This window comes from Herbihabitans rhizosphaerae, assembly GCF_004216555.1.
Lineage (GTDB): Bacteria > Actinomycetota > Actinomycetes > Mycobacteriales > Pseudonocardiaceae > Herbihabitans > Herbihabitans rhizosphaerae.
The window spans coordinates 193,033-219,123 of sequence record NZ_SGWQ01000004.1 but is presented as its reverse complement, the minus strand read 5'-3'; the positions used below and the strand labels follow the sequence as shown (position 1 = coordinate 219,123).

Below are 26,091 nucleotides of genomic sequence, written 5' to 3'. Positions count from 1 at the left end.
GGCGGATTGCCGCCGGTCGCGTCGGCACGCCACAGTCGTGGTCGGACCGCGCACGTCGTAGACCTTCGCCCGGCGCCCGATCGCGACCGCCGGAGACTTCCTCACCGCAACCGGAAGGGACCACCCATGTCGATCGACGCCTCGCAGGCTGCCGAGGAGGAGGCACCGGGTGCTACAACGACGTCACCGGCGGCCGGTCGCGTGCGGTCAGCCAGATCGACCAGCACTACATCTGCGACATCCACCCGCGCAGCCGGTACTTCAAAGCGTTGGCGGACAACGACTTCGTGCCGATCAGCGTGGTCGACCTGACCGCGGCCACGATCCCCTACTGGGAGTTGCGCAGCCGATCGGCGGTGGCCACCGGGATCGAGGACGCGTTCCTCACGGCGTACCGGGAGGGCAGTTTCCACTACCTGCTGATCGCCGCGGACAAGATCGGCACGCACAAGCTCGGCTCGTGACGGCGGCTGCCGGGCGTGCCGCGGATCAGCCTCGCCGCGCGGTGAACTCCGTGCTGGCCAGGTCGACCGCGATGGTCACCTCGGACGTGGACCGGAAGGTGGCGCTCTCACCGTCGAGCGTGATGTCGGTGAACGGGTTGCCCTCCGGCAGTTGCACCGCCCACACCAGCTCACGCTGAGCGTCCAGGCGGGCGAAGAACCCGTCCGAGCCGTGCGAACCGTCGCCGCAGCACAGGAATCCGCCCTCGGGCAGCGCGACCTCGTGCCAGATGTCGTACTCGGTCACCCAGTCCGGATCCGCGTCCACCTCGGCTTCCAAGTCCACCGGCTCCCCGACGGCGAGCCCGCCCGCCTCGATCCGCACCGACCAGGACTCGCCGTCCGCGCGGTACAGACCGGCGTCGATCGGCAGCTCGCCCGAGCGCCACAGCCGAACGATCGCGTTCACGCCGCCTTCTTTCCGGTGATCAGCACGTTGTAGAAAAGGTTGCGCGGCACGGCTTTCGACAGCACCCGTTCGTCCAACCAGGACAGTCGCTGCCACGCGCGGTAGGCGAACAGCTTCCACCGCAGGCCCAGTTTCTCCTGCGGGACGGCCGCCTCGAAGGTGCGCACCGGCCAGCCGAACAGCGCCGCGGACAGCTCCTCGGTCACCGCGCGCACGTCGGTGCCGCCGGCGTCGCGGGCGACCCGCTCGAGGTCGGACGGGTCGAACGTGTGCAGGTCCACGACCGCTTCCAGGGCCGCCGCACGGGACGACTCGTCCAGCTCCGACTGCGGCCGCCGCCACGAGCGCAGCGGGCCGAGCTTGGTCACGTTCGTGGTGAGCCACCAGGTGAGCTGGCCGAGCCGGCGCGCGTAGCTGTCGCCGATCTTGGTCGGCTCACCGGCGAACACGAACCGGCCACCCGGCTTGAGCACCCGCAGCACCTCGCGGAACGCGGCCGGCACGTCCGGGATGTGGTGCAGCACAGCGTGTCCGATGACCAGGTCGAACGTGTCGTCGTCGTACGGGATCCGCTCCGCGTCGGCGACTCGGCCGTCCACGTCGAGGCCGAGGTTCTCGGCGTTGCGCAGCGCCACCTGGACCATGCCGGGCGACAGGTCGGTCACCGAGCCCTGCTTGATCACGCCGCCCTGCATGAGGTTCAGCAGGAAGAACCCGGTGCCGCTGCCCAGTTCCATCGCCCTCGGGTACGGCCAGCTCTCCTCGCCGGCGACCGCGCGGAACCGGTCGGTGGCGTAGGTGATGCAGCGCTCGTCGTAGGAGATCGACCACTTCTCGTCGTAGGTGCCGGCCTCCCAGTCGTGGTACAGCACGTTGGCGAGCTTCGGGTCGCGCCAGGCCGCCTCGATCTGCTCGGCGGTGGCGTGCGGGTTCGGCGCCGGGTCCTGGGGCGCGCTGGTTTCCTTACCGGCCAACGAACTTCGCCTTCCCTGGGCCGTTCTCGACGAACGACTGCATGCCGATCTTCTGGTCCTCGGTGCCGAACAGCGCGGCGAAAACCTGGCTCTCCAGCCGCAGCCCGCTGGTCAGGTCGCCGTCCAGCCCGCCGTCGATGGCGATCTTGGCCGCGGCGAGCGCACGCGTGGGACCGTTGGCGAACTGGCCCGCCCACCGCTTGGCCGCCTCGTACACATCGTCCGCCGCGACCACCTCGTCGACCATGCCGATCGCCAGCGCCTCGGCGGCCTCGACGAACCGCCCGGTGTAGATGATGTCCTTGGCCTTGCTCGGGCCGACCAGCCTGGTCAGCCGCTGGGTACCACCGGCACCCGGGATGATGCCGAGCAGGATCTCCGGCTGCCCGACCTTCGCGTTGTCGCCGGCGATCCGGCGGTCGCAGCACAGCGCCAGCTCGAACCCGCCGCCCAGCGCGTACCCGGTGACGGCGGCGACCGTCGGCTTCGGGATCTCCGCGACGGCGGTGAACGACGCGGACAGCGGACCGGCGCGCTCGGCCATGTCCGAGTAGGACAGGTCGGACATCTCCTTGATGTCCACGCCCGCGGCGAACACCTTCTGCCCGCCGTAGACGATCACCGCGCGCACGTCGGACCGCTCGGTGGCCTCGGTGGCCGCGGCGACGAGCTCCGCCTGCACCTGGCGGTTGAGCGCGTTCATCGGCGGCCGGTCCAACCGGATGGTGCCGATCCCGCCGTCCACCTCGAGCCTGACGAACTCACCCACGCTGGCGCCTCCTCGCGCTCGTCACTACGTCGTTCCGCAGGCTACCGCCCGGTAGGCTCACTAGCCCTTGCGGCGGGCGAAGAACCGGTCGCCGGACCGCTCCAAGATCAGGTCCTGGCCGAACGTGGCGGACAGGTTCTCGCTGGTCAACACGTCGTCGAGCAGGCCGGACGCGACCACGGAGCCGTCCCGCAGCAGCAACAGGTGGGTGAACCCCGGCGGGATCTCCTCCACGTGGTGCGTGACCAGCACGGTGGCCGGCGCGTCCGGGTCCATGGCCAGCTCGGACAGCCGCGCCACCAGGTCCTCGCGCCCGCCGAGATCCAGGCCGGCGGCCGGCTCGTCGAGCAGCAGCAGCTCGGGGTCGGTCATCAGCGCGCGGGCGATCAGCGCGCGCTTGCGCTCCCCCTCGGACAGCGTGCCGAACGTGCGGTCGCCGAGATGCCCGATGCCGAGCGACTTCATCAGCTCGTCGGCGCGGCCGGTGTCGATCTCGTCGTAGCGCTCCCGCCAGCGCCCGACCACGGCGTAGCCGGCGCTCATCACCACGTCGCGCACGATCTCCTCGGCGGGCACCCGGGCCAGCAGCGCCGAGGAGCACAGGCCAATCCTGGTGCGCAGCTCGAACACGTCGACCCGGCCGAGCCGCTCGCCGAGCACGTGCGCCACGCCGGTCGTGGGGTGCAGCTCGGCGTTGGCCACGCGCAGCAGGGTCGTCTTGCCGGCACCGTTCCCGCCCAGCACCACCCACCGCTCGTCCAGCTCGACGTTCCAGGACACCGAGCTGATGAGGTTGGTGGCGCCGCGGCGGACGCCGACGCCGGTCATGGCCACCACGAGGTCGTCTTGAGCGTGCGGTGCCGTCACGGTTCCTATTCAACAGCACGGCTTTGCCTGCCCGTGCGGCGCGCTTGCCCCGTTGGGTACCGACCATGGCCGTGCCACCGCGATCGCCGGTCTACTCGACGCGTGGATGGATACTTCGTCAACCCGGAGAACCTGGTCGCCAGATCCGGCGAGTTGGAAGCGGTCGCCGGCGAGGTGCGTGGCGCCGCGGCGTCGATGGGCGCCTGGGGCGGCAACCTGGGGCCCGGCGATCTGAACGCGGCGGTCCAGGAGGTCTGCGACGACTGGCGCGACGGCCTGGACAAGATGTGCGACAAGATCGAGACGGTCTCGCACAACGCCAAGCGCGCGGCCAGCAACTACTCCTGCATCGAGGACCAGGCCGCGGACGCGATGCGTGAGTTCGCCGAGAAGCGCACCGCCGAGCAACAACTCGACGTGCTCCGCGGCGCGGCGGCACTGCAGCTTGCCCAGCGCTACGGCCCGGAGGAGAAGCTCGCCGAGCGGGTCGAGCAGCAGGAGACCCAGGGCCGGCACAACGAGGCCCGGCTCAAGAACATGAGGGACTGATCCAGATGTCCGACCGGAGCTTCCCCAACCTCGGCTTCGACCCGACACCCGGAGACCAGAGCGCGGTGTCCGAGGTGCTGTTCGAGATGGCCACCGCACAGAACATGATCATCGAGACGGGTGCGCGGCTGGAGAAGTCGCTCGACGTCGCCCGTGACTGGGAGGGCGACGCGGCCGACGACTTCGTCGCGCACGCCGACGACCTGCCGCTGGCGCTGGAGTCCGGCGCGAAGTCGGTCGCCGCGGTCACCAAGGGCCTGACCACCTGGGCGGTCAAGCTCAAGACCAACCAGGATCGCGCCGAGGAGCTGGAACGCGAGGCCAAGGCGATCAAGCAGGAGTTGAAGGCGGCCAACGAGGCGGTCACCGACGCGGCCGCCGCGATCCCGCGCAACGTCAACCATCCGCAGTACGACGCGCGGCACACCGCGTTCCTCGGCAAGGTGGACGCGGCCGACAAGCTCGACGACAGGCTCGCCAAGGTGATCGAGAAGGCCCGCAAGCTGCGGATCAAGCACCTGGACGAGGCGAACGCGACCGCGGAGGCGATCAAGGCCGACCGGGACAACCCATTCGAACCGGAGCACGACGACGCGCTGGTGCAGATCTTCGACGGCGCGGCCAAGGTGTCCGGCTTCGTGTCCAGCGCGGCCAGCGCGATCGCCGCGGGTTCACTGGTGATCCCGGTGGTCGGCGAGGTGGTCGCACCGGTCGCGCTGACCGTCGCGGCCGGCGCGGACGGGGTGAACACGATCGCCGGTCTCGGGCAGCTGATCAAGGATTCGCGGCACAAGCCGGAGCTGATCGACCTGGCGCTCGGCGCCGGTGTACCCGGTCCGGTGGGCGCGACCAAGGCGGCCCGCAAGGGCATCCAGGAGCTGGGCAAGGACGCGAAGAAGGCGGAGAAACTGCGCGCCGGCCTCAAGGGCGCGGCCACCGAGAAGGGCCTCGGCAAGGCGGCCAAGGACATCAGGGAGCTGTCCGAGGCGATCAAGGACGGCAACCTGGACAAGCTGAACAAGGAGCTCAAAGAAGGGCTGCGAGAGAAGGGCGACCTGCCCAAGCTCGGCGACAAGCTCGGCGACGACGCCAAGGAGGCCATCGGGCGGGTGCGCTCGGGCCACGAGGCGTTCGTGCACGGCGTCGACACCGTGGTCAAGGGCGCCGAGCTGTCCGGCGCGGAGCTCACGCCGGCGCAGAAGCGGGAGCTGGAGGCGCTGAAGGTGCTGACCAACCCCGGCTCCGCGCAGGCCGAGAGTTCGGCGATCTCCGCGGGTTCGGAGACCTACAAGGAGCACAAGGACAAGGACTGACCATGCGCATCGCGATGCCGGAGGCGGCTCGGCGGATCACGATCTCGGATCCGGAGCAGGCGATCAGGGAGTACGCGGAGATCGTGCGGGAGTTGCGCCACGGTGGCACGGACGCCGAACTGGAGGCCGTCGCCACCGACGCGGTGGAGACCGCGCTGGCCGAACACGCCGTGCTGATGGCCGTGGTGCTCCCGGCCGACGCGGCGCCCGCGCTGCTCACCGGCGTCGACATGGAGGGGCCCGCGAGCTTCGACGACAGCACCACCGACACGGTCACGGTGCTGCGCGAGTCGGTCGAGAACCTGGCCGGGCCGACCGTGCGGGAGACCGTGGTGCTGCACACCGGGCTCGGTCCGGCGGTGCTCGCCCAGCGCGTGCCCGGCGTCGAGCAGGTGCGCGCCCGCGAGCCGCTTTCCCTTCAACTGCAAGCATTTCTACCCGAGCCGGGCACCGGCAGGATGCTGCTGCTGACGCTGGCCTGCCCGTCGGCGCACGGCTGGTCCACACACCAGCGGCTGTTCGCCGAGATGGTCGCCTCCGCCCACGTACCCGGCACGGACCCCGAGCTGCCCCACCGCCCCGTTCCACCCGACGACGAGTCCTTCGAAACCCACACCTACGCGCTCTGACGGACTTTAGCGGGCTAAAGTACGCACGCACACTCCAGGCGCTGCGTCAACTCTCGTATCCACAGGCTGTTCACCTGCGGCGTTCACAGAGTGTGAGCGCCGCGCCCGGCGAAAACCCCGGACTTTAGCCCGCTAAAGTACGGGGCATCATGAGCGGGTGACCTCACCAGGGAAACCGTTTCCGCTGGGCGCGCACCCGGAGGCGGGCGGCGTGCGCTTCGCCGTGGCGTCGACGGTGGCCGAGGCGGTCGAGGTGTGCCTGGTCGACGAGCGCGACGGCGTGCGCACCGAGCGACGGGTGGAGCTGACCGAGCGCACGTTCGGCGTCTGGCACGGCGTGATCCCCGGTGTCACCTCCGGCCAGCGCTACGGCTTCCGGGTGCACGGTCCGTACCGCCCGGCCGACGGTCCGCGCTGCAACCCGGCGAAGCTGCTCGTGGACCCGTACGCCCGGCGCGTCTCCGGCACACTGTCCACAGTGGACACCATGCTGGACTACAAGGGCGACAACCCGTTCCAGGGCACATCGTCCGATGTGGACTCGCTGCCAGACGTGCCGCTGTCGGTGGTCACCGCACCGGGCGGCACCGGTACCGGGATCAAGCCGGACACGCCGTTCGAGGAGACGGTGATCTACGAGCTGCACGTGCGCGGGTTCACCATGCGTCACCCCGACGTGCCGCCCGAACAGCGCGGCACCTACCTCGGTCTGGCGCACCCTTCGGTGATCGACTATCTGGTGCGGCTCGGCGTGACCGCGGTCGAGCTGATGCCGGTGCACGCGATCGCCGACGAGCCGCCGCTGCTGCGTACCGGGCGGCGAAACTACTGGGGCTACTCAACTCTGGCGTTCCACGCGCCGCATCCCGGGTACGCGAGCGTGCCGGGCAACGAGGTCGAGGAGTTCCGCACGATGGTGGCCGCGCTGCACGCCGCCGGACTCGAAGTGATCATGGACGTGGTGTTCAACCACACCTGCGAGGGTGACGCGTTCGGGCCGTCGCTGTCGCTGCGCGGGCTGGACGCCGGCGCGTACTACCTGCTCGACGACGGGTCCACTGTGGACTGGACCGGCTGCGGCAACACGCTGGACCCGGCATCGCCCTCGGTGGTGCGGCTGGTCACCGACTCGCTGCGGTACTTCGCCGGCGAACTCGGCGTGGACGGGTTCCGGTTCGACCTGGCCACCGTGCTCGGCCGCACGCGCGACGGGTTCGACCCGGCGTCGCCGCTGCTCACCGCGATCACCACCGATCCGGTGCTTGCGTCGGCCAAGCTGATCGCCGAGCCGTGGGACGCGACGGCGGACGGCTACCGGCTCGGCGAGTTCGGTCCACAGTGGACGGAATGGAACGGCCGTTTCCGTGACACCGCACGGGATTTCTGGCGCGGCGCGACCGGAGTGCGCGATCTGGCCTACCGGCTGTCCGGTTCGGAGGATGTGTTCGCGCGCACCGCCCGCCGGCCGTGGGCGTCGATCAACTTCGTCACCGCGCACGACGGGTTCACCCTGCGCGATCTGGTGTCCTATGTGGACAAGCACAACGATGCGAACGGCGAGGACAACCGGGACGGCACCGACGACAACCGTGCGGACAACCTGGGTGTCGAGGGTGACACGTCCGACGAGGAGATCCGCGCGCGCCGGGCCACCCAGGCGCGGGCACTGCTGGCCACCGTGCTGCTGTCCACCGGCACGCCGATGCTGGTGGCCGGCGACGAGCGGTGGCGCACCCAGGGCGGCAACAACAACCCGTACTGTCTGGACGACGAGACCTCGTGGCTGGACTGGGAGTCCACAGTGGACTCCGAGGCGATGCTGTCCTTCGCGCGCAAGGTGATCGCGCTGCGGGCGCACTCACCGGCGCTGCGCCAGCCGGCCTTCTTCGACGGCCGCCCGACGCGGTCCGGCGAGCCGGACCTGGTGTGGTTCTCCCCCGCCGGCGAGCCGATGACCGACGCGGACTGGTTCGACGACGGCCGACGGTGTCTCAGTATGTGGATCGACGGGTCGGAGAGCCTGTCCCGCACCCGCGACGGTGAGCTGGTGTCCGACGATTCGTGGCTGATCGTGCTGCACGCCGGCACCGAGCCGATCGAGATCACCCTGCCGGAAGCCCGCTACGGCGAGGCGTTCCTGCCCGAGTTGGACACCGTCACGCCCGACGGAGTCCCAGCCGAGGTGGACCCGGTGCCACCGCGCGCCCGCGTGACACTGCCGCCTCGATCGCTGCGCGTGTACCGAGTGCGTACCACGACGTGAGACACGTGGCGGTGATCGCATAGATCGTGCCACCATCGCGCACGTGGTCCGGTCGCTGATCTTCTGGAGTGACCGCACGATCGATCTCCTGCTGGTGGCGTCGTGCGGCTGTACCACCGCGCGGCACGGACTCCCTCGCGCCTGATTCGGCGCGCTTGTCCCTCGGCGTATTCGACGCGCTTCGTGCGCGCCGCCGTGCCGCGTGTGCCCTCGCCGCCCTTTCACATCACGAGGAGCGAGATGACCACCGCGATCACCTACGACATCCACCACAAGCTGGACGTGCCACTGATCCACGGTTCGCTGCGGTCCGACTATCCGCGTCCACTGTGGACGCCCACCCAGTTGCGCGGCCTGACCTGGGCGGTGGCCACCGAACTGTCCGGCGCACTGTTGGACATCGTGCGGTTCTCCAGTCCCCGGCGCTGGTGGACCCGGCTGGCGCTGACCGACGAGGTCGAGCTGTGGCTGCTGTCGTGGCTGCCCGGCCAGGAGACCGCGCCGCACGATCACGGCGGTGCCAGCGGCGCGTTCGCCACGCTGTTCGGCGAGTTGACCGAGACCTACCGGTACCCGGGCGGGCCGATCCGGGTCCGCCCGCACCAGCAGGGCGACGTGCTCGGGTTCGGTGCGGGCCGGGCGCACCAGGTGAGCAACCTCGGCGCGACGCGGGCGGCCAGCGTGCACGCGTACTCGCCGCCGCTGCTGCCGACGCGGGAGTACGCGTCGCTGCGGGACGTGCCGGACGAGATCCCCTCGCTTCCGGTGGCGGCCCTGTGAGCGGCGTCGACGATCTGCTCGCCGGCGCGCGGGCCGAACTGGACCGGGTCGAGCCCGCCGAGTTGGACAACCGGCTGCGCGACGGCGCGCTGGTGATCGACATCCGGCCGGCGAGCAATCGCGAGGCGGAGGGCGAGATCCCGCATTCCGTTGTGGTGGAACGGATCCACCTGGAGTGGCGGCTGGACCCGTTCGGCGACCACAAGCTGCCGGGGCTCACCGACGAGGCCGATGTAGTCGTGGTGTGCAACGAGGGGTACGCGTCCAGCCTGGCCGCCCGCGACCTCAAGCGGCTGGGCCTATCCAGGGCGACCGACCTGGTCGGCGGGTTCCGGGCGTGGCGGGCCGCCGGGCTTCCGGTGCGCGAAGGAGGCACTCCACCGGTCCCGTGAACTCAGCCCTGGCGCGCCTTGTACCTCGGGTTCTTCTTGTTGATCACGTACACCCGCCCCTTCCGACGGACCACCTGCGCACCCGGCTTCTGCTTCAACGACCGCAACGAGTTCCGAACCTTCATAACGAACATGATAACCATGTTCGTCAACCGTCAGGAATAGCAGCCGCCGGCCGGACCTTGAGCTGAACATGACCACCACACGGTTCAACCCGCGAACGCTGCTGGCTGAGAGCCGGCTCGGCGTCCTCGCCACGATCAAGTCCGATGGCCGCCCACAGATGTCACCGGTCATGCCGTTCTACGACGAGCAGGCCGGCGTGATCCACGTATCGATGACCGAGGGCCGTGTCAAGACGGTCAACCTGCGCCGGGATCCGCGCGCCACGCTGGAGGTCACCAGCCCGGACGGCTGGGCGTGGGCGACCGCCGAGGGCACCGCGACGCTCACCGGTCCGGGCACCGACCCGCACGGACCCGAGGTGCAGGCGCTGGTCGACTACTACCGCGCGGCCGCGGGCGAGCACCCGGACTGGGAGGAGTACCGGTCGGTGATGGTGTCCGACCGCCGGGTACTCATGACGATGACCGTCGATCACGTGTACGGCCAGCAGGTCCGCTGATTTCAGGCGACACCGGCCGGACAGGGGACCGTGACACCGCCCTCAGCGGGCGAACAGCAGACAACTCGCAGGTCCGCGTACTTGTCGCCCACACAGTGCCGTCCCCATACGACGCTCTTCCCGCCGGCAAGCGTCTCAGCCGCGACTCGACAACGTTCGTCGAGGGACATCACCCAGTCCGGCGCCGGCCGCTTTGGTGGCGGCAGCCGTTCACACTCGCGACGAAGCCACGCGACGGCCTCGCCGGCGTCCGTCCAGGTTCCGCCGATGAACGACGCGGGCTTGAGCAACGTCGCGTTGATCGAGTACGGCAACTGCGGAAAACTCCCGAACTCCGGGTGTTCCGGCCGGCGCCGCCCATCCGAAACGAGCACGTCCGCCGCGGCACCGACCCACATATAGCCATGCCAGTGCACAGTCACCTCGACCCGCGATAGCTCGCGACGAACGCGTCCAACTCGGCGACACTGAACCGAAGAACACCCGCATCCCGGTTCTTACTGTCCCGAATCGCGAATCCGTCCGCATTCGGAATCGCCGCCATCTCGACGCACGACTCGGTATCGTTTCCGCTCTGATCCCCAGTGTTGCCGCCACACAGCCCGATCCAGGCGTCGTCGAGCAACTCCGCTTTGTATAGGTCCATCTGCAATTCCTTTACCATTCGTCCCGGCCTGCTTCGACGGAAAGACGCCGCACGAACAGATCGAGCGGGCCGTTAGGCTCGGTATGTTTCAAGCCGTCTCGCCCGACGTAGTACATCGAGGCGAAATCCGGGTAGATAAAGAGCTCGACCGCCGGCAAGGTTCTCGTTCCACGCCGACTCCCCCACAACACGAGCGTCGACTCCCGCAGTGGACGCGCCTCCCACACCCAGTTCTGCGCGGCGAGGGGAGCCAACTCCGGACATCTGCGGATCGCTTCCGCCTGGTCGATCTCGGCCATCCCGCTGCTCCTACGTCATTGCTTTCCGTAACAAGCTCAAGAAAACCGCAGGTAGAGCGGCGTGAACACCCCGGGGCGCAGTGATCTTGTGGCACACTTCTTCCCTGTCCAACTGGGAGGAACTCATGCCATCTGTCGCCAGAAGCCTCCGCCAGGAGCAACGAACGCTCTCGGCTGAGCTGCGTGCGCAGCACAACACGTGGGTTGAGATCGCCGAGTCGTTCCGCGACCGCTACCGCGTCAACATGCGCGCCGCGCTGCGGATGGCGCACGGGTGGAGCCAACGTGAAGCGGCCGATCGCTGGAACGACCGATGGCCGGCCGATCAGAAAACGTTCAAGAATTTCTCGTATTGGGAACTCTGGCCATCCCCGACCGGCCATGCGCCATCGCTCGGCGTCCTGATCAAACTCGCCGAGCTTTACGAATGCAGGGTGGCGGATCTGCTGTCTGACACGGCAAACTTTCAAACCATGGACCAAAAGCACCGAGACAACGGCGATCTGGATCAACTCACGGCCATGTCGTCAAGTGATGACAACGCGGCGGCTGTGGACTTCATAGAACGGCTCGAATCGGCTGATGTTCACGAAGTCGCACGGGTCGCGGGCCGGTGGGCCGAACACGTTCGCAGTGCGATGAGCCGCCGATCACTGCTACTCAAGCTCAGCGCCGGTCTTTCCCTCGCCGCAGCATCACCAGCGCTTGCTGACGAGGTTCCGAGCGATGACCCACCATCAACCAAGACGGAACGTGACTATGAGGGCATCTGGCGCAGCCAGTACGTATACACAAGCACAGGGCGCGGCAAGGATTTCGTCGGCGAGCACTACATTGTCATCCGACAGCAGGGAAACAAGTTGACCGGCGAAAGTGTACCGGCCGAAAATGGATCAGTCCTCACCCTCGATCTTGTTGTCTCCGGATCAGTCGCCACAGGTACATGGGCGGAACGCACATCACCATCGGGCTACTATCGCGGATCCGTCTACCATGGCGCTCTACAGCTTCTTGTCGACCCCATGGGCAAAGCCATGAATGGTAAATGGGTAGGCTTCGACCGCGAATTTAAGGTCAACACCAACGACTGGGATCTGCGGTGGATTGACGACGCGACGTCCAGGAACATCCAGCGCTCTTATCATAACAGGGCTTGAATTCAACATGGGTATCGATGACATCGTGATCTCGACACAGAATGTCCGGAAGACAGGCCGGACAACTACCGAACTGAGAGGTTTCGCCGCCAACCGGTTGAGGTTTCGCGATGATCGGCCCGGTAGAGCGACCCGGCGAGCTGGGCCGGCCCGGCTGCGCGAATTCCGCGAGACCGACGTCGGGCCCTCCATGGCCATCGGAGCCGACGACCATGTGCCGAGGGGCTGTCATTCGACTCACTAACGATCGAAACGCAGCAAGATCGACTCGCCGCCGCAGCCCCAGCCAACGTGCCGCCGGTCCCGCAGGCACACGTGATCACATCGAAGTCAACATCAATCTCTCGCACGAGCTCACGGCATCCGGGCACTGCCTGAACATTGCTGCCACCCTCGGGTATGAGATAGAATTCGCCGAACCGAGATTGAAGCCGTTCAAGGAGATCAGTATTGCGCTTATCTCGATAGCTCGTTCTGTCGAGGTACGTCAACGTCATACCTTTGTCGACCGCGTACTGCAGCGACTCGTTCAACGGTAGGTGTTCTTCGCCGCGAATTATGCCGACTGTCTTGAACCCGAAATGGTAGCCAGCCGCAGCTACCGCCCGAATATGGTTCGAGTAGGCACCGCCGAAGGTCAGGAGCTGAGTACTACCCATTCGTTGCGCATCCGACAGATTGTACTTCAGTTTCCTCCACTTGTTGCCTGGTAGATCGGGATGAATGAGGTCGTCGCGCTTCAGAAACAGCCGGACACCACGAACCGCCAACCGCTCGTCATCGAGCTCAGCGAGCGGTGATGGGAGTTGGAGCTCGAGCTCATCCACCTCGCCATCCTCCTCTGGTGTGGGCGGCTGACGATCCGTTGCGGCGTCAGGGAATCAGGCGAGCACGACGCGGCCGAGTTCGACCGGGCTGGCCAGCAGGTCGTGCTTGGGCAGCACCCGCGCGGTGACGCCGAGCGCGCCGGCGTGCGGCAAGGTCACAGCCGCCGAGTAGCGGCCGTCGCCGTCCGGGGACATCGACGCGGTCACCACGTCGTGCAGCTCGTCGGTGTCGCCGACCCGCCCGACCACGGCCTGCACCTCGACGTCCGACGGGTCCAAGCCGGCCAGGTCGACCGCGGCGCGCACCCGCACCTCGTCGCCGATCACCGGCGTCGCGCCGTCCTCCAGCACCAGCTCACACTGGGTGATCCGCACTCGCGACCACGAGCCGGACAGCCGCTGGCGGTAGGCCGCCAAGTCCTTCGCGGCGGCGTAGGAATCCTTGTGCGCCAAGGAAACCGACGCGCTGGCCGGCGCATAGCAGGACTCGACGTATTCCCGCACCATGCGTGAGGCTTGCACCTTCGGGCCGAGCGAGGCCAGCGTGTGCCGCACCATCGACAGCCACCGCACCGGCACACCGTCCGCGCCACGGTCATAGAACAGCGGTGCCACCTGCGAGCCGAGCAGGTCGTACAGCGCGGCCGCCTCAAGATCGTCGCGCCGCTCCGGATCGCCGACCCCGTCCGCCGTCGGAATGGCCCAGCCGTTGCTGCCGTCGTGCAGCTCGTCCCACCAGCCGTCGCGAATGGACAGGTTCAGCCCGCCGTTGAGCGCCGACTTCATGCCGGACGTGCCGCACGCCTCCAGCGGCCGCATCGGGTTGTTCAGCCACACGTCGCAGCCCCAGTACAGGTACCGCGCCATCGACATGTCGTAGTCGGGCAGGAACACGATCCGGTGCCGCACCTCGTGGTCGTCGGCGAAGTGCACGATCCGCTGGATCAGCGCCTTCCCGCCGTCGTCGGCCGGGTGCGACTTGCCGGCCACCACGAGCTGGGTCGGCCGGTCGGGATCGAGCAGCAAAGCCTTGAGCCGCACGGGATCCCGCAGCATCAGCGTCAGCCGCTTGTAGGTCGGGACCCGGCGCGCGAAGCCCACGGTGAGCACGTCCGGATCGAACACGGCGTCGGTCCAGGACAGCTCCAGCGCGGACGCGCCACGCTGCAACCACGCCGCGCGCACCCGCCGCCGCACCTCGTCCACCAGACGCGAGCGCAGCCGGCAACGCAGCTCCCACAGCAGCGCGTCGGTCACCGGCGCGACACCCCGCCCGCCGACCTCGCCGTCCGCGGCGGACTCGCCGAGCAGCGTGGTGATCTCCTGGGCCGCCCAGGTCGGACCGTGCACGCCGTTGGTGACCGACGTGATCGGCACCTCGTCGGTGTCGAACCCCGGCCACAGCCCACCGAACATCGACCGGCTGACCGAGCCGTGCAGCTTGGACACGCCGTTGGCGCGCTGAGCCAGCCGCAGGCCCATGTGCGCCATGTTGAACATGCCGACGTTGTCCTCGGCACCCACCGCGAGCACCCGCGCGGTGTCGATGCCGGGCAGCAGCGAGCCGTCGCCGAAGTAGTGCCGCACCAGGTCCACCGGGAACCGGTCGATGCCGGCCGGCACCGGGGTGTGCGTGGTGAACACGGTGCCGGCGCGCACGGCGGACAGCGCGGTGTCGAAGTCCAGCCCCTCGCCGGCGATCAGCTCGCGAACCCGTTCAAGGCCAAGGAATCCGGCGTGACCTTCGTTGGTGTGGAACACCTCGGGCGAGGGCGTGCCGGTGAGCTGGCAGTACGTGCGCACCGCGCGCACGCCGCCGATGCCGGCCAGGATCTCCTGGCAGATCCGGTGGTTCTGGTCGCCGCCGTAGAGCCGGTCGGTGACACCGCGCAGGTCCTCGTCGTTCTCCTCGACGTCGGAGTCGAGCAGCAGCAGCGGCACCCGGCCCACGCGCGCCTTCCAGATCCGGGCGCGCAGAACGCGGCCGCCGGGCATCGCGACGTGCACCAGCACCGGCACGCCGGACGGCTCGGCCAGCGGCTCCAGCGGCAGCCCGCTGGGGTCGATCACCGGGTAGTGCTCCACCTGCCAGCCGTCCAGCGACAGCGACTGCCGAAAGTAGCCAGACCGGTAGAGCAACCCGACACCGATCAGCGGCACGCCGAGGTCGGAGGCGGCCTTGAGGTGATCGCCGGCCAGCACGCCGAGCCCGCCGGAGTAGTTCGGCAGCGCCTCGGTCACGCCGAACTCCATGGAGAAGTAGGCGATCTGGCGCGGCAGCGCACCCCGCTCGTCCTGGCGGCGCTGGTACCAGCGCGGTTCGTCCAGGTAGCGGCGCAGGTCGTCGGCGATGGCCCGGGTGCGCGCCAGGAAGTCGGCGTCCGCGGCGAGCGCCTCCAGCCGGTCGGCCGGCACCTCGGCGAGCAGCCGCAGCGGATCACCGCTGACCCGCTCCCACACCTCGGGGTCGACCGCGGCGAACAGGTCCTGGGTCGGCGGGTGCCAGGTCCAGCGCAGGTTGGTCGCCAGCGTGGCCAACGCGTGCAGCGGCTCGGGAAGACCCGGCCGCACGGTGAATCGTCGGACTGCTCTCACGAGTAGCGACTGTATCGCCGTCAGCGATCCGACACGGCACACTGGGGACGTGGTGACCGGCCGGCTGGGTATCGACGACCTCTCCCCCGTGGTCAGCAATGGCCGCTACCCGGCGAAAGCCGTGGTCGGCGAGTACGTGCCGATCTCCGCGACGGTGTGGCGCGAGGGTCACGACGCGGTGGCCGCGACCGTGACCTGGCGCGGGCCGGACGGCGTGTCGCGCGAGACCCCGATGCGTCCGGATGGCGAGAACCGGTTCGCCGCGGTGATCACGCCGGACGCGGTCGGCGAGTGGACCTTCCGGGTGGACGCGTGGAGCGACCCCTGGTCGACCTGGCGGCACGCCGTCGAGGTGAAGCTGGCCGCCGCGCAGACCGCCGACGAGTTGGCCAACGACCTGGAGACCGGTGCGCGGCTGCTGGACCGCCAGCACGCCGGCGACGCGGCACTGCTCGCCGGGGCGGCGAAAGCGTTGCGCGACAAGGATTCCCCGCTGCCGCACCGGGTGACCGGCGCGCTGTCCGAGACGGTGGACCGGGTGATGCGCGCGCACCCGCTGCGCGAACTGGTCACCGAGGGGCCGGCCGGGCGGATCGACGTCGAACGGCCGCGCGCGCTGTGCGGGGCGTGGTACGAGATGTTCCCGCGATCCACCGGCGGCCTGGACGCCGACGGCAAGCCGGTGCACGGCACGTTCACCACCGCGGCCGCCGCACTGGACCGGATCGCCGGCATGGGGTTCGACGTGGTGTACCTGCCGCCGATCCACCCGATCGGCGCGGTGAACCGCAAGGGGCCCAACAACTCCGTGGTGTCCGAGCCGGGCGACGTCGGCTCGCCGTGGGCGATCGGTTCGGCCGACGGCGGGCACGACGCGGTACACCCCGATCTCGGCACGCTGGCCGACTTCGACGCGTTCGTGGCCCGCGCCGGCGAGCTGGGCCTGGAGGTGGCGCTGGATCTCGCGCTGCAGTGCGCGCCCGACCACCCGTGGGTGACCGCGCATCCGAAATGGTTCACCACCCGCCCGGACGGGACGATCGCGTACGCGGAGAATCCGCCGAAGAAATACCAGGACATCTATCCGCTCAACTTCGACGACGATCCGGACGGGTTGTACGCGGAAATACTCCGAGTAGTACTGCACTGGGCGGCGCACGGCGTGCGGATATTCCGGGTGGACAATCCGCACACGAAACCGCCGAACTTCTGGGAATGGTTGATCGCGACGGTTCGGGCGGAGTACCCGGACGTGGTGTTCCTCTCCGAGGCGTTCACCTCGCCGGCGCGGCTCTACGGGCTCGCGCGGCTCGGGTTCAGCCAGTCCTACACCTACTTCACGTGGCGCACCGGCAAGTTCGAGCTGACCGAGTTCGGCGTGGAGCTGGCCGCGCACGCGCACGAGGCGCGGCCGAACCTGTTCGTGAACACGCCGGACATCCTGCACGCGTCGCTGCAGAACGGCGGGCCGGCGATGTTCGCGATCCGTGCCGCACTGGCCGCGACAATGGCGCCGGCGTGGGGCGTGTATTCCGGATTCGAGCTGTTCGAGCACGTTCCGGTGTACGAAGGCAGCGAAGAATACCTCGATTCGGAGAAATACGAACTTCGGCCGCGCGACTTCGCCGGTGCGCTGACCGACGGGCGCTCACTCGAACCGTGGCTGACACATCTGAACGCGGTCCGGCGAAAGCATCCCGCGCTGCGACAGTTACGCACCCTGCGCTTCCACCATGTGGAGGGCGAAGCGCTGATCGCCTACTCCAAGACCGACCCGGACAGCGGCGACACCGTGGTCGTGGTGATCAATCTGGACCCGCACGACGCGCGCGAGGCGACGCTGTGGCTGGACCTGCCGGCGATCGGCTTCAACTGGCACGAACGGCTGACCGCCTACGACGAGGTGTCCGGCGAAACGTGGGACTGGGGTCAGGCCAACTACATCCGTCTGGAGCCGTGGCGAGCCGTCGCCCACATTGTGTCCCTCACCCGCCGAGATCACTGACCTGCGCCTTTGCCGTCAGCTGCGTACTTTAGCGGGCTAAAGTACGCGAAACATGAATGGAGCGATCGACAAGTTTCGGACACCAGCGCTTGTCGAAAGCTACTTGATCACCAGTGAGTCGGCCATGGCGCGGAAGGCCGGGAGCTGGTCCGGATGTTTCGCCGGGTCGAAGCCGCCGCTCATCAGGATGTAGCGCTTGCCGTCGAAGACGATCACGGCGTACATGGTGAGCCCCTTTTCCGCCGACTGGCCGGTGATCTCGAACGCCGACCGGCCGGCGACCGCCTTGGCGTTGATCGTCCCCACGGCCGGCGATCCGGGCATCTGGCCGAATCGCTGCTCGGCGAACTGCCTGCGTGACTCCTCCGGCAGCACGACGTCGCTGGCGGACCGGTGCACCACGAACCGCGGCACCCCCATCTCCTGCCGGCCGCCCAACGTGAAGCTCAACCCGGCGGAGTTGATCATCCGCGTGTAGCCGGGTGCCGGCCTGATGTCGTAACCCAGGTCGCCGGGCGCGGCCCGATCGCCCCACCGCGCGTCGCGCAGCACCGCGGACAGCTCCGCGATCGGCAGCGGATCGCCGTACTGCAACGTGCCGGTCATGATCACCATGGCGTCCGGCGCCGCGAACGCGACCGTCGTCTTGCCGAATGTCTGGTCGGAGATCCGCTGCACGCCGGTCGCGAGCACGGCCGGCATCCCGGCCACCGTGCCGCGATCCACCGAGTCGAACTCCAGCCCCTGCGGGTTCGGACGCCGGCGCAGCCCCGCCGCCATCTTCTCCATCGCCTGCTCCGGCGTCTTCCCGTGCAGCGCCGACTCGACCACGATCACGCCGCTGGACGTTCCCGCCCTGCACAGCCCGGGCATGCGCCCGTCCACCATGAACCCGGCCGGCACCCGCAGCGACACCCGCGTGCGCGGGATCGGCTGGGGCGCTCCCGGTGCGCTGACCGTCGGCTCGGGCGCCGGTGACGGGGCTCCCGCCGTCGACTGACTGCACCCGGCGAGCACTGCCGTGGCACACACCGCGGCCGCCGTCAGCGCGACAGATCTCATCGATCCTCCTCGACGCGGGAGCCCGCACCGTGCGGAACGTTGCGCCGGTGAGCAGGATGGAGGGGTGGACCTCGATCCGGAGCTACGCCAACTGCTCGACGGCGCGCACCACGACCCGCACTCACTGCTCGGCGTGCACACTAGCGGGCCGGATTCCGTTGTGGCACGAGCCTTACGACCCGGTGCCAAAGCCGTGACCCTGCTGGCCGGTGACACCCGCCGCACGCTAGACGAGATCACCGACGGATTGTTCGCCGGAGACCTCGACACGCCGCCCGGCGAATACCTGTTCGAGGTCGACTACGGCGGCGGCATCGAGCTGTTCGACGACCCGTACCGCTGGCTGCCCACGCTCGGCGAACTCGACCTGCACCTGATCGCCGAGGGCCGGCACGAGCGGCTGTGGGACGTGCTCGGCGCGCACCCCCGGGCCTACGACACGCCGTCCGGCAGCGTCGAGGGCACCTCGTTCGCCGTGTGGGCACCGGGCGCCACCGGGGTACGGGTGTGCGGCGACTTCGACGACTGGGACGGCACCGCGAACCCGATGCGCTCGCTCGGCTCGTCGGGCGTGTGGGAGCTGTTCGTGCCCGGCGTGACGGCCGGCTGCCGGTACAAGTTCCGCATGCGCGACAAGGACGGGCGCTGGCACGAGAAGGCCGATCCGCTGGCGTTCGCCACCGAGGTGCCGCCGCACACCGCGTCCGTGGTCACGATCTCGGACCACACGTGGCTCGACGAGGAGTGGATCACCCGCCGCGAGTCCACCGCGTGGCACAAGGCGCCGGTGAGCGTGTACGAGGTGCACCTCGGGTCGTGGCGGCAGGGGCTCGGCTACCGCGAGCTGGCCGATCAGCTCGCCTCCTACGTGGACGAGCTGGGATTCACGCACGTCGAACTGTTGCCGGTGGCCGAGCATCCGTTCGGCGGATCGTGGGGCTACCAGGTCACCTCGTACTACGCGCCGACCGCGCGCTTCGGCACCCCCGACGAATTCCGGTACTTCGTGGATGCCTTGCACGCCAAGGGAATCGGCGTGATCGTGGACTGGGTGCCGGCACACTTCCCGCGCGACGAGTGGGCGCTGGCCCGGTTCGACGGCACCCCGCTGTACGAGCACGGCGACCCGCGCCGGGGCGAGCATCCGGACTGGGGCACCTACGTATTCGACTTCGGCCGGCCCGAGGTGCGCAACTTCCTGGTGGCCAACGCGCTGTACTGGTTCGAGGAGTTCCACGTCGACGGCCTGCGAGTGGACGCCGTCGCCTCGATGCTCTACCTGGACTACTCCCGCCGCGACGGCGAATGGCTGCCGAACCCGCACGGCGGGCGGGAGAACCTGGACGCGGTGCGCTTCCTGTCCGAGCTGAACGCGACCGTGTACAAGCACCACCCCGGTGCGCTGATGATCGCCGAGGAGTCCACGTCCTGGCCGGGGGTCAGCCGCCCGACGCACCTCGGCGGCCTCGGCTTCGGCTTCAAGTGGAACATGGGCTGGATGAACGACACGCTGCACTATCTGGCCCACGACCCGGTGCACCGTGCCTACCACCACAACGAGCTGACCTTCTCGCTGATGTACGCATGGAGCGAGAACTTCCTGCTGCCGCTGTCGCACGACGAGGTGGTGCACGGCAAGGGCTCGCTGTGGACGCGCATGCCCGGCGACGACTGGCGCAAGGCCGCCGGCGTGCGCGCGCTGCTGGCCTACATGTGGGCGCACCCCGGCAAGCAGTTGCTGTTCATGGGCGGCGAACTCGGCCAGATCGAGGAGTGGTCGGAGTCCGACTCGCTGGCCTGGCACCTGGCCGACGATCCGCTGCACGGCGGCATCCGGGACCTGGTCGCGCTGCTGAACGCGGTGTACCGCACGCACTCGGCGCTGCACGCCGCGGACACCTCGCCGGAGGGGTTCTCCTGGATCGACGCCAACGATGCCACCGGCAACGTGGCCAGCTTCCTGCGGATCGACCCGGCGCTGCCGGACGGCGTGCTCGCCTGCGTGGCGAACTTCGCCGGAATACCGCACCACGACTACCGGATCGGGCTACCGCACGCCGGGCGATGGCGGGAGATCGTCAACACCGACGCCACCCGGTTCGGCGGATCGGGTGTCGACAACAGCGGATCGGTGGAGGCGATCGACGAGCCGTGGCACGGCCGCCCGGCCTCCGCGGTGCTGTCCCTTCCGCCACTCGGGGTCCTGTGGCTCGTGCCCGAAGGCCGGTGAAACGGGCACACTGGATATCGTGCGATCGATGATCAAACGCGCCGCGATGCTGCCAGCGCTTCTGGTGCTGGTCGCGACCGCTTGCACCGCAACGGTTTCCGGCACCGCGTCGGACGACGGCACGGTCGTCTCCGGCGGCGGCGTCGACGCGTCGTTCGTGCGCAACACCGACGGCGGCTCGATCGACCGGCTCGCCGCGACCGTGATCACCGACGTGCGGACGTTCTGGCAGCAGCAGTTCCCCGCCGTGTTCGGCAAGGAGTGGGCCGATCTGTCCGGCGGGTACTACTCGGTGGACACGGCCAACGCCGAGGCGCCCGCGCCGCCGTGCACGGACAGCCCGCAGGACGTCGAGGGCAACGCGTTCTACTGCCCCACCGCCGACGTGATCGCCTGGGACCGGGCGGCGCTGCTGCCCGTGCTGCGGGACAAGTACGGCGAGGCGTCGGTGATGCTGGTGCTGGCGCACGAGATGGGCCACGCGGTCCAGCGCCGGTCCGGGATCACCCCGCAGGCCGAGCGGGCCGACCCGGAGCGCTTCCCCACGATCCTGATCGAGGCGATGGCCGACTGCTACGCCGGCGCGTTCGTGCGCTGGGTGGCCGACGGGCACGCACAGCACCTGCACGCCGGCAAGGACCGGCTGGACCGCGCGCTCGCCTCCCTGGTCAGCTTCCGCGACCCGGTCGGCACCTCGCCGGGGGCGTCCGGCGCGCACGGCGACGCGTTCGACCGGGTGTCGGCCTTCTCCGACGGGTTCGAGCAGGGCGCGAAGACCTGCTCGGAGATGTCGGTGGACAACCGGCGGTTCACTCAGCGGTCGTTCGTCGACGCGCAGGACCGCAGCCAGCGCGGCAACATGCCGTTCGGCGACTTCCTGAACGCGATGGTGCCCAACGTGGCCGGCTACTTCACCGGTGCGCTGTCCGGGCGGCAGTGGCCGGCCGGGCAGCCGCCGCAGGTGCGCGCCGGCGGGCACCCCACGTGCCCGCGCGCCGATCAGGGGCCGGTGGCGCTGTGCCCGGACAACGCGACCGTCGAGTTGGACCAGATCAGCACGCAGCAACTGCACAACGAGGTCGGCGACTACGCGACCGGGACGGTGATCGCGGGCCGGTACGCGCTGGCGGTGCTCGCGGCGGCGGGCAGACCGCAGGAAGGGCCGGACGCGCAGCGCGCGCTGCTGTGCCTGACCGGCGCGTACACCGGCGCGCTGCTGACCGGTGTCGGCGAGTTCACACTGTCGCCGGGCGACCTGGACGAGTCGATCCAGGTCCTGCTCGCCTACGACTATCCGGGGCGCGACATCGCGGGAAACGCGATCAGCACGGGATACGACCGGCTCGCCGCGTTTCGGGTCGGCACGCTGCGCGGGCCTGGGTCGTGTTGGTGAGTCCTCGGTCGATGGGCTTCGTGATCGAGGGCTGTGTCCCTGCGGGACACCCGCACCCGAGCCATGACAAGGCGGAGGGCAGGCCTCGTACTGGACCGTACTTGGCCTGTCCGACAACGCAGTCAGGGGCCGCCTCGGCGCGGAGCCCGCGACCATGGGACTCGCCAACGCGGCCCGTGGTCCTGTGGCATCTGAGGCGTTCTCCGCACGGCGTGGTGGCGTGGCAAGTAGGGTTTGGCGCACTGGTTTGGTCGGGGTCTCTGCAGGGCCTTCGGGTCGGGATGGGTTGTCAATGCGGATGCCATATCGGGGTCGGGCCCTACGTCGAGCGCGACTGGCCGTGCCGGTCGCCGCGGCCGCGGTCGTGCTCGGTCAGCTCGTCTCCTGCACGGTCCCGGTCACCGGCACCGGCCGCGCGCCGTGGGACGTCGACCCCGGCAAGGTGGTCGGCAAGCCGATCACCAACGGGCCGAGCGGTCCGAGGAGCGCCTCGATCGACGCCGGCGGTCTGGTCGCCGAGAACGCGGACAACGGCGAGATCGATCAACTCGCGCTGGCGGCGCTGGCCGACGTCTACGAGTACTGGACCGTCGACATGCGGCGGAACTTCCAGCAGGAGTTCAGGCCGCTGCGAAAGCTGCTGTCCTACGACGCCAACGGCAAGAACGTGAAGATCTGCGGTTCGGCCACCCAGGGCAAGCCGAACGCGTTCTACTGCGACCCGGAGAACACGATCGCCTGGGACCGCGGCGAACTGCTGCCCGAGCTGCGGGACCAGTACGGGAAGATGGCCGTCGTCTCGGTGCTGGCGCACGAGATGGGCCACGCGATCCAGTACCAGCTCGGCAAGAAGAACAACATCGAGCGCAGCACGCCGTCGATCCTCAAGGAGCAGCAGGCGGATTGCTACACCGGCGCGTACATGCGTTGGGTGCTGGACGGTCAGTCCAAGCGGTTCCAGCTGTCCACCGGTGACGGTCTGAACCAGGTGCTGGCCACGATGTTCTCCATCCGCGACCCGCTCGGCGAGGACTTCACCCGCCGAGGCGCGCACGGCCTGGCGTTCGACCGGGTGTACGCGTTCCAGGCGGGGCTGTCCGAGGGCACGACGCGGTGCGCGCGGATGGACATGCGGGAGATCGCCGCGCGCGTGACGGAGAAGAAGTTCACCGAAGAGGACCTGAACAAGCCGAAGGACCAGCGCGGTAACGAGCCGATCGACGACAAGACGTTGCGGCTGCTCAAGATCAGCCTGGACGAGGCGTTCAAGCCGAACGGCGTGAAGTCGCCGGAGGTCAAGGACGGCGCGCAGTGCCAGGGCGCGAAGACCACGGCGCCGGCCGCGTACTGCGAGGCGGAGAACGTGGTGGCGATCGACAGGGCCAAGCTGTCCGAGATGGCCAAGCCGCTCAAGCGTGGTGCGCCGCCCGGCGAGTCGGGCAACGGATTCGGCGACTTCGCGGCGTTCGCCGAGGTCGCGTCGCGGTACACGCTGGCGGTGCAGAAGGGTGTCGGCAAGGCGCTCACCGGTACCGACGCCGGCCTGCGCACCGCGTGCCTGACCGGCGCGTGGGCGAAGGTGACGGAGAACGAGCACCCGGCCAATCCGGACAACGACCTGCGACTGTCACCGGGTGACCTGGACGAGGCGGTCGGCGAGCTGCTGCACGGCAACAGCCTGATCGGCGCCGACCGCGACGGCGCCGCCGTGCCGTCCGGGTTCGCCCGCGTCGAGGCGTTCCGGCTGGGCTACGAGCGCGGCTCCAAGGAGTGCGCCACCCAGTTCGGCTGAGCCGCGAGGCTCGACCGCCTCCCCGGCGAGCCCCGCGCTCGTGCGGGGTTCGCCGTCGTTGGAGACGCTCCCGGCCCGGGTTTGTGGGTCTTGAAGACCGGCAAACCCGGGAGCCCGGCTCAGAAGAGGGCGCTGGCGAGGTCGCGGCGGGCGGCGGCGACGTTCGGGTCGTCCGGTGGGAACAGCTCGAACAGCTCCACCAGGTGGGAGCGCACGCGGTCGCGCTCGTCACCGGCCGTGCGCCGGACGGTGGAGATCAGGCGCGCGAAGGCGGCGTCCGGGCGTTGCTGGGCGACCTCGACGTCGGCGGCGGCGAGCTGCGCGTCCACGTCGTCAGGGGTCGCGTCGGCCTTGCTGACGGCGGTCGGGTCGGCTGCCTCGGCCCGCGCGACGAACCGGACCTGCCCGAGTGCGGCCTTGGCCAGCTCGTTGGCCGGTTCGGCGGCGAGGATCTGCTCGTAGGCGGCTTCGGCGGCGGCGTAGTCACCGCGCTCGAAGGCGTCCTCGGCGGCGGTGAACCGCGGGTCCTCCGGCTCGGGCTCCGGGCCGCCGGTCGCGGCCTCGGCGGCCTTGATGCCGGGCAGCTTGTCCCGCAGCGCGTCCAGCAGGGACTTGATCCACTGCTTGATCTGGTCCTCGGGCATGGCGCCGGCGAACGCGTCGACGGGCTGGCCGCCGGCGACGGCGACCACCGTCGGGACGGACTGCGCGCCGAACACCTGGGCCACCCTGGGGCTGGCGTCGACGTCGATCTTGGCCAGAAGCCAGGTGCCGCCGGAAGCGGCGGCCAGACGCTCCAGCACGGGCGTGAGCTGCTGGGAGGGCTCGGCCCAGTCGGCGCGTAGGTCGACGATCACCGGGACCTGCAGGGAGCGCTCGACCACCTCGGCCTGGAAGGTCGCCTCGGTGACCTCGATGACGTTGGCGCTCGAGGGAGCCGGCGCTGGTGCGTCGCCGTCGCCACCCTGGGCGGGCTGCGGCGGGCGCGCGGGAGTGGTGCGCGCGGCGTCCGCTCTGGCTTTGAGCGCGGAGAGGTCCACCGCGCGGGACATGCCGGCGGCGAACGCTGCGTTCTTGCGTGGATCGGCTTTGCGTGGGTCAGGCCTCGTCACGCGTTCCATCCTGGCACGCCGGCCGGTTCGGGTGCCGTGCTGCCCCGCTGGTGGGCGGTGCGCCGGGTACCCACTGGTAACTTCAGCCCCATGACGTCACGCGTGTTGCCGTTCGATCCGATCGCCCGCGCGTCCCAGTTGTGGGACGAGCGAATCGGGCCGTCCGACACGATGGCGGCGGTCACCAGCATCATGCGGGTGCAGCAGATCGTTCAGTCGGCGGTGGACGGCGCGCTCAAGCCGCACGGCCTGACCTTCGCCCGGTTCGAGGCACTGGTGCTGTTGACGTTCTCCCGCAAGGGAAGCCTGCCGATGCGCGTCATGGGCGAACGGCTGCAACTGCACCCGACGAGCGTGACCAACATCGTGGACCGGCTCGAGGCGGACGGTCTGGTGCAGCGGATGCCACACCCGACCGATCGCCGCACGACGCTCGCGGAGATCACCGACGCCGGCCGTCAGCGGCAGGTCGAGGCGGCGCGCGCGGTGACCGACATCGACTTCGGGCTGCGCGGGCTCACCACTCGGCAGAAGTCGCAGCTGTTCGACCTGCTCGCGCGGGTGCGCAAGACCTCCGGCGACTTCACCGACTAGTGGCCGGCTCCTCCAGGCGACCGGTCCGGGCGGCCCAGCGCTCGAAGACCACGGTGGCCAGCGGCGGAATGCTGGCGCCCAGCGCGAGGATCGTGGTGCGTCGGTCCCACTTCAACAGCGGGCGCACGCCGAGGGTGGCGAGCACGTAGCCGACGAAGATCACGCCGTGGATCGGGCCGAAGACCTTCACGCCGAGATCGCCGCTGTCGGTGGCGTACTTGAAGTACATACCGATCAGCAGGCCGAGCCAGGACAGCGCTTCGGCGAGGGCGGCGACACGAAACCAGGTGGGCGTGACCATGGCTC

At 69.3% G+C, this 26,091-nt stretch carries 26 protein-coding genes and 1 pseudogene; 14 read left to right on the top strand and 13 right to left on the bottom strand.

Annotated elements, in window-relative coordinates; genetic code table 11:
* Positions 1–164 precede the first annotated feature (164 nt).
* A pseudogene (locus EV193_RS14405) lies at positions 165–464 on the top strand (SAM-dependent methyltransferase); the annotation flags it as partial.
* A 25-nt stretch (positions 465–489) separates the two neighbouring features.
* On the opposite strand, the gene EV193_RS14400 reads toward EV193_RS14405, so the two are convergent.
* Genes EV193_RS14400 through EV193_RS14385 form a run of 4 tightly spaced genes read right to left on the bottom strand, consistent with a single transcriptional unit; the run spans position 490 to position 3,483 of the window.
* Complete coding sequence (locus EV193_RS14400) at positions 490–912, bottom strand: hypothetical protein (RefSeq protein ID WP_130344615.1); 423 nt, start codon at positions 910–912, stop codon at positions 490–492.
* Positions 909–1,886, bottom strand: a complete 978-nt coding sequence (locus EV193_RS14395) for a class I SAM-dependent methyltransferase (RefSeq protein ID WP_130344614.1) — start codon at positions 1,884–1,886, stop codon at positions 909–911. The genes EV193_RS14400 and EV193_RS14395 overlap by 4 nt, the downstream gene beginning before the upstream one ends.
* Positions 1,876–2,655, bottom strand: a complete 780-nt coding sequence (locus tag EV193_RS14390) for an enoyl-CoA hydratase/isomerase family protein (RefSeq protein WP_130344613.1) — start codon at positions 2,653–2,655, stop codon at positions 1,876–1,878. Before EV193_RS14390 ends, EV193_RS14395 begins: the two co-directional genes overlap by 11 nt.
* Positions 2,656–2,715: 60 nt before the next feature.
* Positions 2,716–3,483, bottom strand: a complete 768-nt coding sequence (locus tag EV193_RS14385; protein WP_130344922.1) for an ABC transporter ATP-binding protein — start codon at positions 3,481–3,483, stop codon at positions 2,716–2,718.
* A 141-nt stretch (positions 3,484–3,624) separates the two neighbouring features.
* Here EV193_RS14385 and EV193_RS14380 point away from each other — a divergent pair, with 141 nt between their 5' ends.
* The 6 genes from EV193_RS14380 to EV193_RS14355 all read left to right on the top strand — a co-directional run bounded on the left by EV193_RS14380 (position 3,625) and on the right by EV193_RS14355 (position 9,448).
* The gene (locus EV193_RS14380; RefSeq protein WP_130344612.1) at positions 3,625–4,071 is read left to right on the top strand and encodes a WXG100 family type VII secretion target; all 447 of its coding nucleotides are present in this window, start codon (positions 3,625–3,627) and stop codon (positions 4,069–4,071) included.
* A gap of 5 nt (positions 4,072–4,076) precedes the next feature.
* Complete coding sequence (locus EV193_RS14375) at positions 4,077–5,384, top strand: hypothetical protein (protein WP_130344611.1); 1,308 nt, start codon at positions 4,077–4,079, stop codon at positions 5,382–5,384.
* Between the two features lie 2 nt (positions 5,385–5,386).
* Entirely contained in the window at positions 5,387–6,013 is a 627-nt protein-coding gene (locus EV193_RS14370; RefSeq protein WP_130344610.1) for a hypothetical protein, read from the top strand.
* Between the two features lie 157 nt (positions 6,014–6,170).
* Positions 6,171–8,276 (top strand): glycogen debranching protein GlgX, encoded by a 2,106-nt coding sequence (gene glgX, locus EV193_RS14365; protein WP_130344609.1) that lies wholly within the window; start codon positions 6,171–6,173, stop codon positions 8,274–8,276.
* Between the two features lie 240 nt (positions 8,277–8,516).
* Positions 8,517–9,056 carry a cysteine dioxygenase gene (locus EV193_RS14360; RefSeq protein WP_130344608.1) on the top strand — a complete coding sequence of 180 codons (540 nt, stop codon included), beginning with the start codon at positions 8,517–8,519 and terminating at the stop codon, positions 9,054–9,056.
* Positions 9,053–9,448 (top strand): rhodanese-like domain-containing protein, encoded by a 396-nt coding sequence (locus tag EV193_RS14355; RefSeq protein ID WP_130344607.1) that lies wholly within the window; start codon positions 9,053–9,055, stop codon positions 9,446–9,448. Before EV193_RS14360 ends, EV193_RS14355 begins: the two co-directional genes overlap by 4 nt.
* Before the next feature lie 2 nt (positions 9,449–9,450).
* Here EV193_RS14355 and ykgO read toward each other — a convergent pair whose 3' ends face one another.
* The gene (ykgO, locus tag EV193_RS14350) at positions 9,451–9,573 is read right to left on the bottom strand and encodes a type B 50S ribosomal protein L36 (RefSeq protein WP_130344606.1); all 123 of its coding nucleotides are present in this window, start codon (positions 9,571–9,573) and stop codon (positions 9,451–9,453) included.
* Positions 9,574–9,641: 68 nt separating this feature from the next.
* Here ykgO and EV193_RS14345 point away from each other — a divergent pair, with 68 nt between their 5' ends.
* Entirely contained in the window at positions 9,642–10,073 is a 432-nt protein-coding gene (locus tag EV193_RS14345; RefSeq protein ID WP_130344605.1) for a PPOX class F420-dependent oxidoreductase, read from the top strand.
* A gap of 2 nt (positions 10,074–10,075) precedes the next feature.
* On the opposite strand, the gene EV193_RS14340 is transcribed toward EV193_RS14345, so the two are convergent.
* The 3 genes from EV193_RS14340 to EV193_RS14330 are packed head-to-tail and all read right to left on the bottom strand — an operon-like array spanning position 10,076 to position 11,018.
* Positions 10,076–10,471, bottom strand: a complete 396-nt coding sequence (locus tag EV193_RS14340; RefSeq protein WP_130344604.1) for a hypothetical protein — start codon at positions 10,469–10,471, stop codon at positions 10,076–10,078.
* Positions 10,472–10,491: 20 nt separating this feature from the next.
* A complete protein-coding gene (locus EV193_RS14335) occupies positions 10,492–10,737 on the bottom strand; it encodes a DUF397 domain-containing protein (RefSeq protein ID WP_207222639.1) in 246 nt (81 codons plus the stop codon).
* Positions 10,731–11,018 (bottom strand): hypothetical protein, encoded by a 288-nt coding sequence (locus tag EV193_RS14330; protein WP_130344603.1) that lies wholly within the window; start codon positions 11,016–11,018, stop codon positions 10,731–10,733. The genes EV193_RS14335 and EV193_RS14330 overlap by 7 nt, the downstream gene beginning before the upstream one ends.
* A gap of 125 nt (positions 11,019–11,143) precedes the next feature.
* Between EV193_RS14330 and EV193_RS14325 the strand changes: the two genes are divergently transcribed.
* Positions 11,144–12,175 (top strand): hypothetical protein, encoded by a 1,032-nt coding sequence (locus EV193_RS14325; RefSeq protein ID WP_130344602.1) that lies wholly within the window; start codon positions 11,144–11,146, stop codon positions 12,173–12,175.
* 65 nt (positions 12,176–12,240) lie between these two features.
* Here the strand turns inward: EV193_RS14325 and EV193_RS14320 are convergent, their stop codons facing one another.
* Together EV193_RS14320 and glgP are read right to left on the bottom strand one after the other, a co-directional pair.
* The gene (locus EV193_RS14320; protein WP_130344601.1) at positions 12,241–13,002 is read right to left on the bottom strand and encodes a 1-aminocyclopropane-1-carboxylate deaminase/D-cysteine desulfhydrase; all 762 of its coding nucleotides are present in this window, start codon (positions 13,000–13,002) and stop codon (positions 12,241–12,243) included.
* Between the two features lie 54 nt (positions 13,003–13,056).
* Complete coding sequence (glgP, locus tag EV193_RS14315; protein WP_130344600.1) at positions 13,057–15,597, bottom strand: alpha-glucan family phosphorylase; 2,541 nt, start codon at positions 15,595–15,597, stop codon at positions 13,057–13,059.
* 52 nt (positions 15,598–15,649) lie between these two features.
* Between glgP and EV193_RS14310 the strand changes: the two genes are divergently transcribed.
* Positions 15,650–17,602 (top strand): maltotransferase domain-containing protein, encoded by a 1,953-nt coding sequence (locus EV193_RS14310; RefSeq protein WP_130344920.1) that lies wholly within the window; start codon positions 15,650–15,652, stop codon positions 17,600–17,602.
* A 99-nt stretch (positions 17,603–17,701) separates the two neighbouring features.
* Here the strand turns inward: EV193_RS14310 and EV193_RS14305 are convergent, their stop codons facing one another.
* The gene (locus EV193_RS14305) at positions 17,702–18,664 is read right to left on the bottom strand and encodes a hypothetical protein (protein WP_130344599.1); all 963 of its coding nucleotides are present in this window, start codon (positions 18,662–18,664) and stop codon (positions 17,702–17,704) included.
* Between the two features lie 64 nt (positions 18,665–18,728).
* On the opposite strand from EV193_RS14305, the gene glgB reads away from it, so the two are divergent.
* The 3 genes from glgB (at position 18,729) to EV193_RS14290 (ending at position 24,079) form a co-directional block, all read left to right on the top strand.
* Positions 18,729–20,894, top strand: a complete 2,166-nt coding sequence (glgB, locus tag EV193_RS14300; protein ID WP_207222638.1) for a 1,4-alpha-glucan branching protein GlgB — start codon at positions 18,729–18,731, stop codon at positions 20,892–20,894.
* Positions 20,895–20,922: 28 nt separating this feature from the next.
* Positions 20,923–22,287 carry a neutral zinc metallopeptidase gene (locus tag EV193_RS14295; RefSeq protein ID WP_130344598.1) on the top strand — a complete coding sequence of 455 codons (1,365 nt, stop codon included), beginning with the start codon at positions 20,923–20,925 and terminating at the stop codon, positions 22,285–22,287.
* 340 nt (positions 22,288–22,627) lie between these two features.
* Positions 22,628–24,079 (top strand): neutral zinc metallopeptidase, encoded by a 1,452-nt coding sequence (locus tag EV193_RS14290; protein WP_242613380.1) that lies wholly within the window; start codon positions 22,628–22,630, stop codon positions 24,077–24,079.
* A 119-nt stretch (positions 24,080–24,198) separates the two neighbouring features.
* Here the strand turns inward: EV193_RS14290 and EV193_RS14285 are convergent, their stop codons facing one another.
* Positions 24,199–25,200, bottom strand: a complete 1,002-nt coding sequence (locus tag EV193_RS14285) for a tetratricopeptide repeat protein (protein ID WP_242613378.1) — start codon at positions 25,198–25,200, stop codon at positions 24,199–24,201.
* An 81-nt stretch (positions 25,201–25,281) separates the two neighbouring features.
* On the opposite strand from EV193_RS14285, the gene EV193_RS14280 reads away from it, so the two are divergent.
* Positions 25,282–25,785 carry a MarR family winged helix-turn-helix transcriptional regulator gene (locus tag EV193_RS14280; RefSeq protein WP_130344596.1) on the top strand — a complete coding sequence of 168 codons (504 nt, stop codon included), beginning with the start codon at positions 25,282–25,284 and terminating at the stop codon, positions 25,783–25,785.
* On the opposite strand, the gene EV193_RS14275 is transcribed toward EV193_RS14280, so the two are convergent.
* Positions 25,775–26,086, bottom strand: a complete 312-nt coding sequence (locus tag EV193_RS14275; RefSeq protein WP_130344595.1) for a DUF3817 domain-containing protein — start codon at positions 26,084–26,086, stop codon at positions 25,775–25,777. The genes EV193_RS14280 and EV193_RS14275 overlap by 11 nt on opposite strands.
* Positions 26,087–26,091: the final 5 nt, after the last annotated feature.

Excerpts from the sequence above, each read along its gene's own strand:
- EV193_RS14385 (WP_130344922.1), bottom strand. The coding sequence starts at position 3,483 with ATGACCGGCGTCGGCGTCCGCCGCGGCGCCACCAACCTCATCAGCTCG.
- EV193_RS14375 (WP_130344611.1), top strand. The coding sequence starts at position 4,077 with ATGTCCGACCGGAGCTTCCCCAACCTCGGCTTCGACCCGACACCCGGA.
- EV193_RS14370 (WP_130344610.1), top strand. The coding sequence starts at position 5,387 with ATGCGCATCGCGATGCCGGAGGCGGCTCGGCGGATCACGATCTCGGAT.
- EV193_RS14360 (WP_130344608.1), top strand. The coding sequence starts at position 8,517 with ATGACCACCGCGATCACCTACGACATCCACCACAAGCTGGACGTGCCA.
- ykgO (WP_130344606.1), bottom strand. The coding sequence starts at position 9,573 with ATGAAGGTTCGGAACTCGTTGCGGTCGTTGAAGCAGAAGCCGGGTGCG.
- EV193_RS14345 (WP_130344605.1), top strand. The coding sequence starts at position 9,642 with ATGACCACCACACGGTTCAACCCGCGAACGCTGCTGGCTGAGAGCCGG.
- EV193_RS14340 (WP_130344604.1), bottom strand. The coding sequence starts at position 10,471 with ATGTGGGTCGGTGCCGCGGCGGACGTGCTCGTTTCGGATGGGCGGCGC.
- EV193_RS14335 (WP_207222639.1), bottom strand. The coding sequence starts at position 10,737 with ATGGTAAAGGAATTGCAGATGGACCTATACAAAGCGGAGTTGCTCGAC.
- EV193_RS14330 (WP_130344603.1), bottom strand. The coding sequence starts at position 11,018 with ATGGCCGAGATCGACCAGGCGGAAGCGATCCGCAGATGTCCGGAGTTG.
- EV193_RS14325 (WP_130344602.1), top strand. The coding sequence starts at position 11,144 with ATGCCATCTGTCGCCAGAAGCCTCCGCCAGGAGCAACGAACGCTCTCG.
- EV193_RS14305 (WP_130344599.1), bottom strand. The coding sequence starts at position 18,664 with ATGAGATCTGTCGCGCTGACGGCGGCCGCGGTGTGTGCCACGGCAGTG.
- EV193_RS14295 (WP_130344598.1), top strand. The coding sequence starts at position 20,923 with ATGATCAAACGCGCCGCGATGCTGCCAGCGCTTCTGGTGCTGGTCGCG.
- EV193_RS14285 (WP_242613378.1), bottom strand. The coding sequence starts at position 25,200 with ATGGAACGCGTGACGAGGCCTGACCCACGCAAAGCCGATCCACGCAAG.
- EV193_RS14280 (WP_130344596.1), top strand. The coding sequence starts at position 25,282 with ATGACGTCACGCGTGTTGCCGTTCGATCCGATCGCCCGCGCGTCCCAG.
- EV193_RS14275 (WP_130344595.1), bottom strand. The coding sequence starts at position 26,086 with ATGGTCACGCCCACCTGGTTTCGTGTCGCCGCCCTCGCCGAAGCGCTG.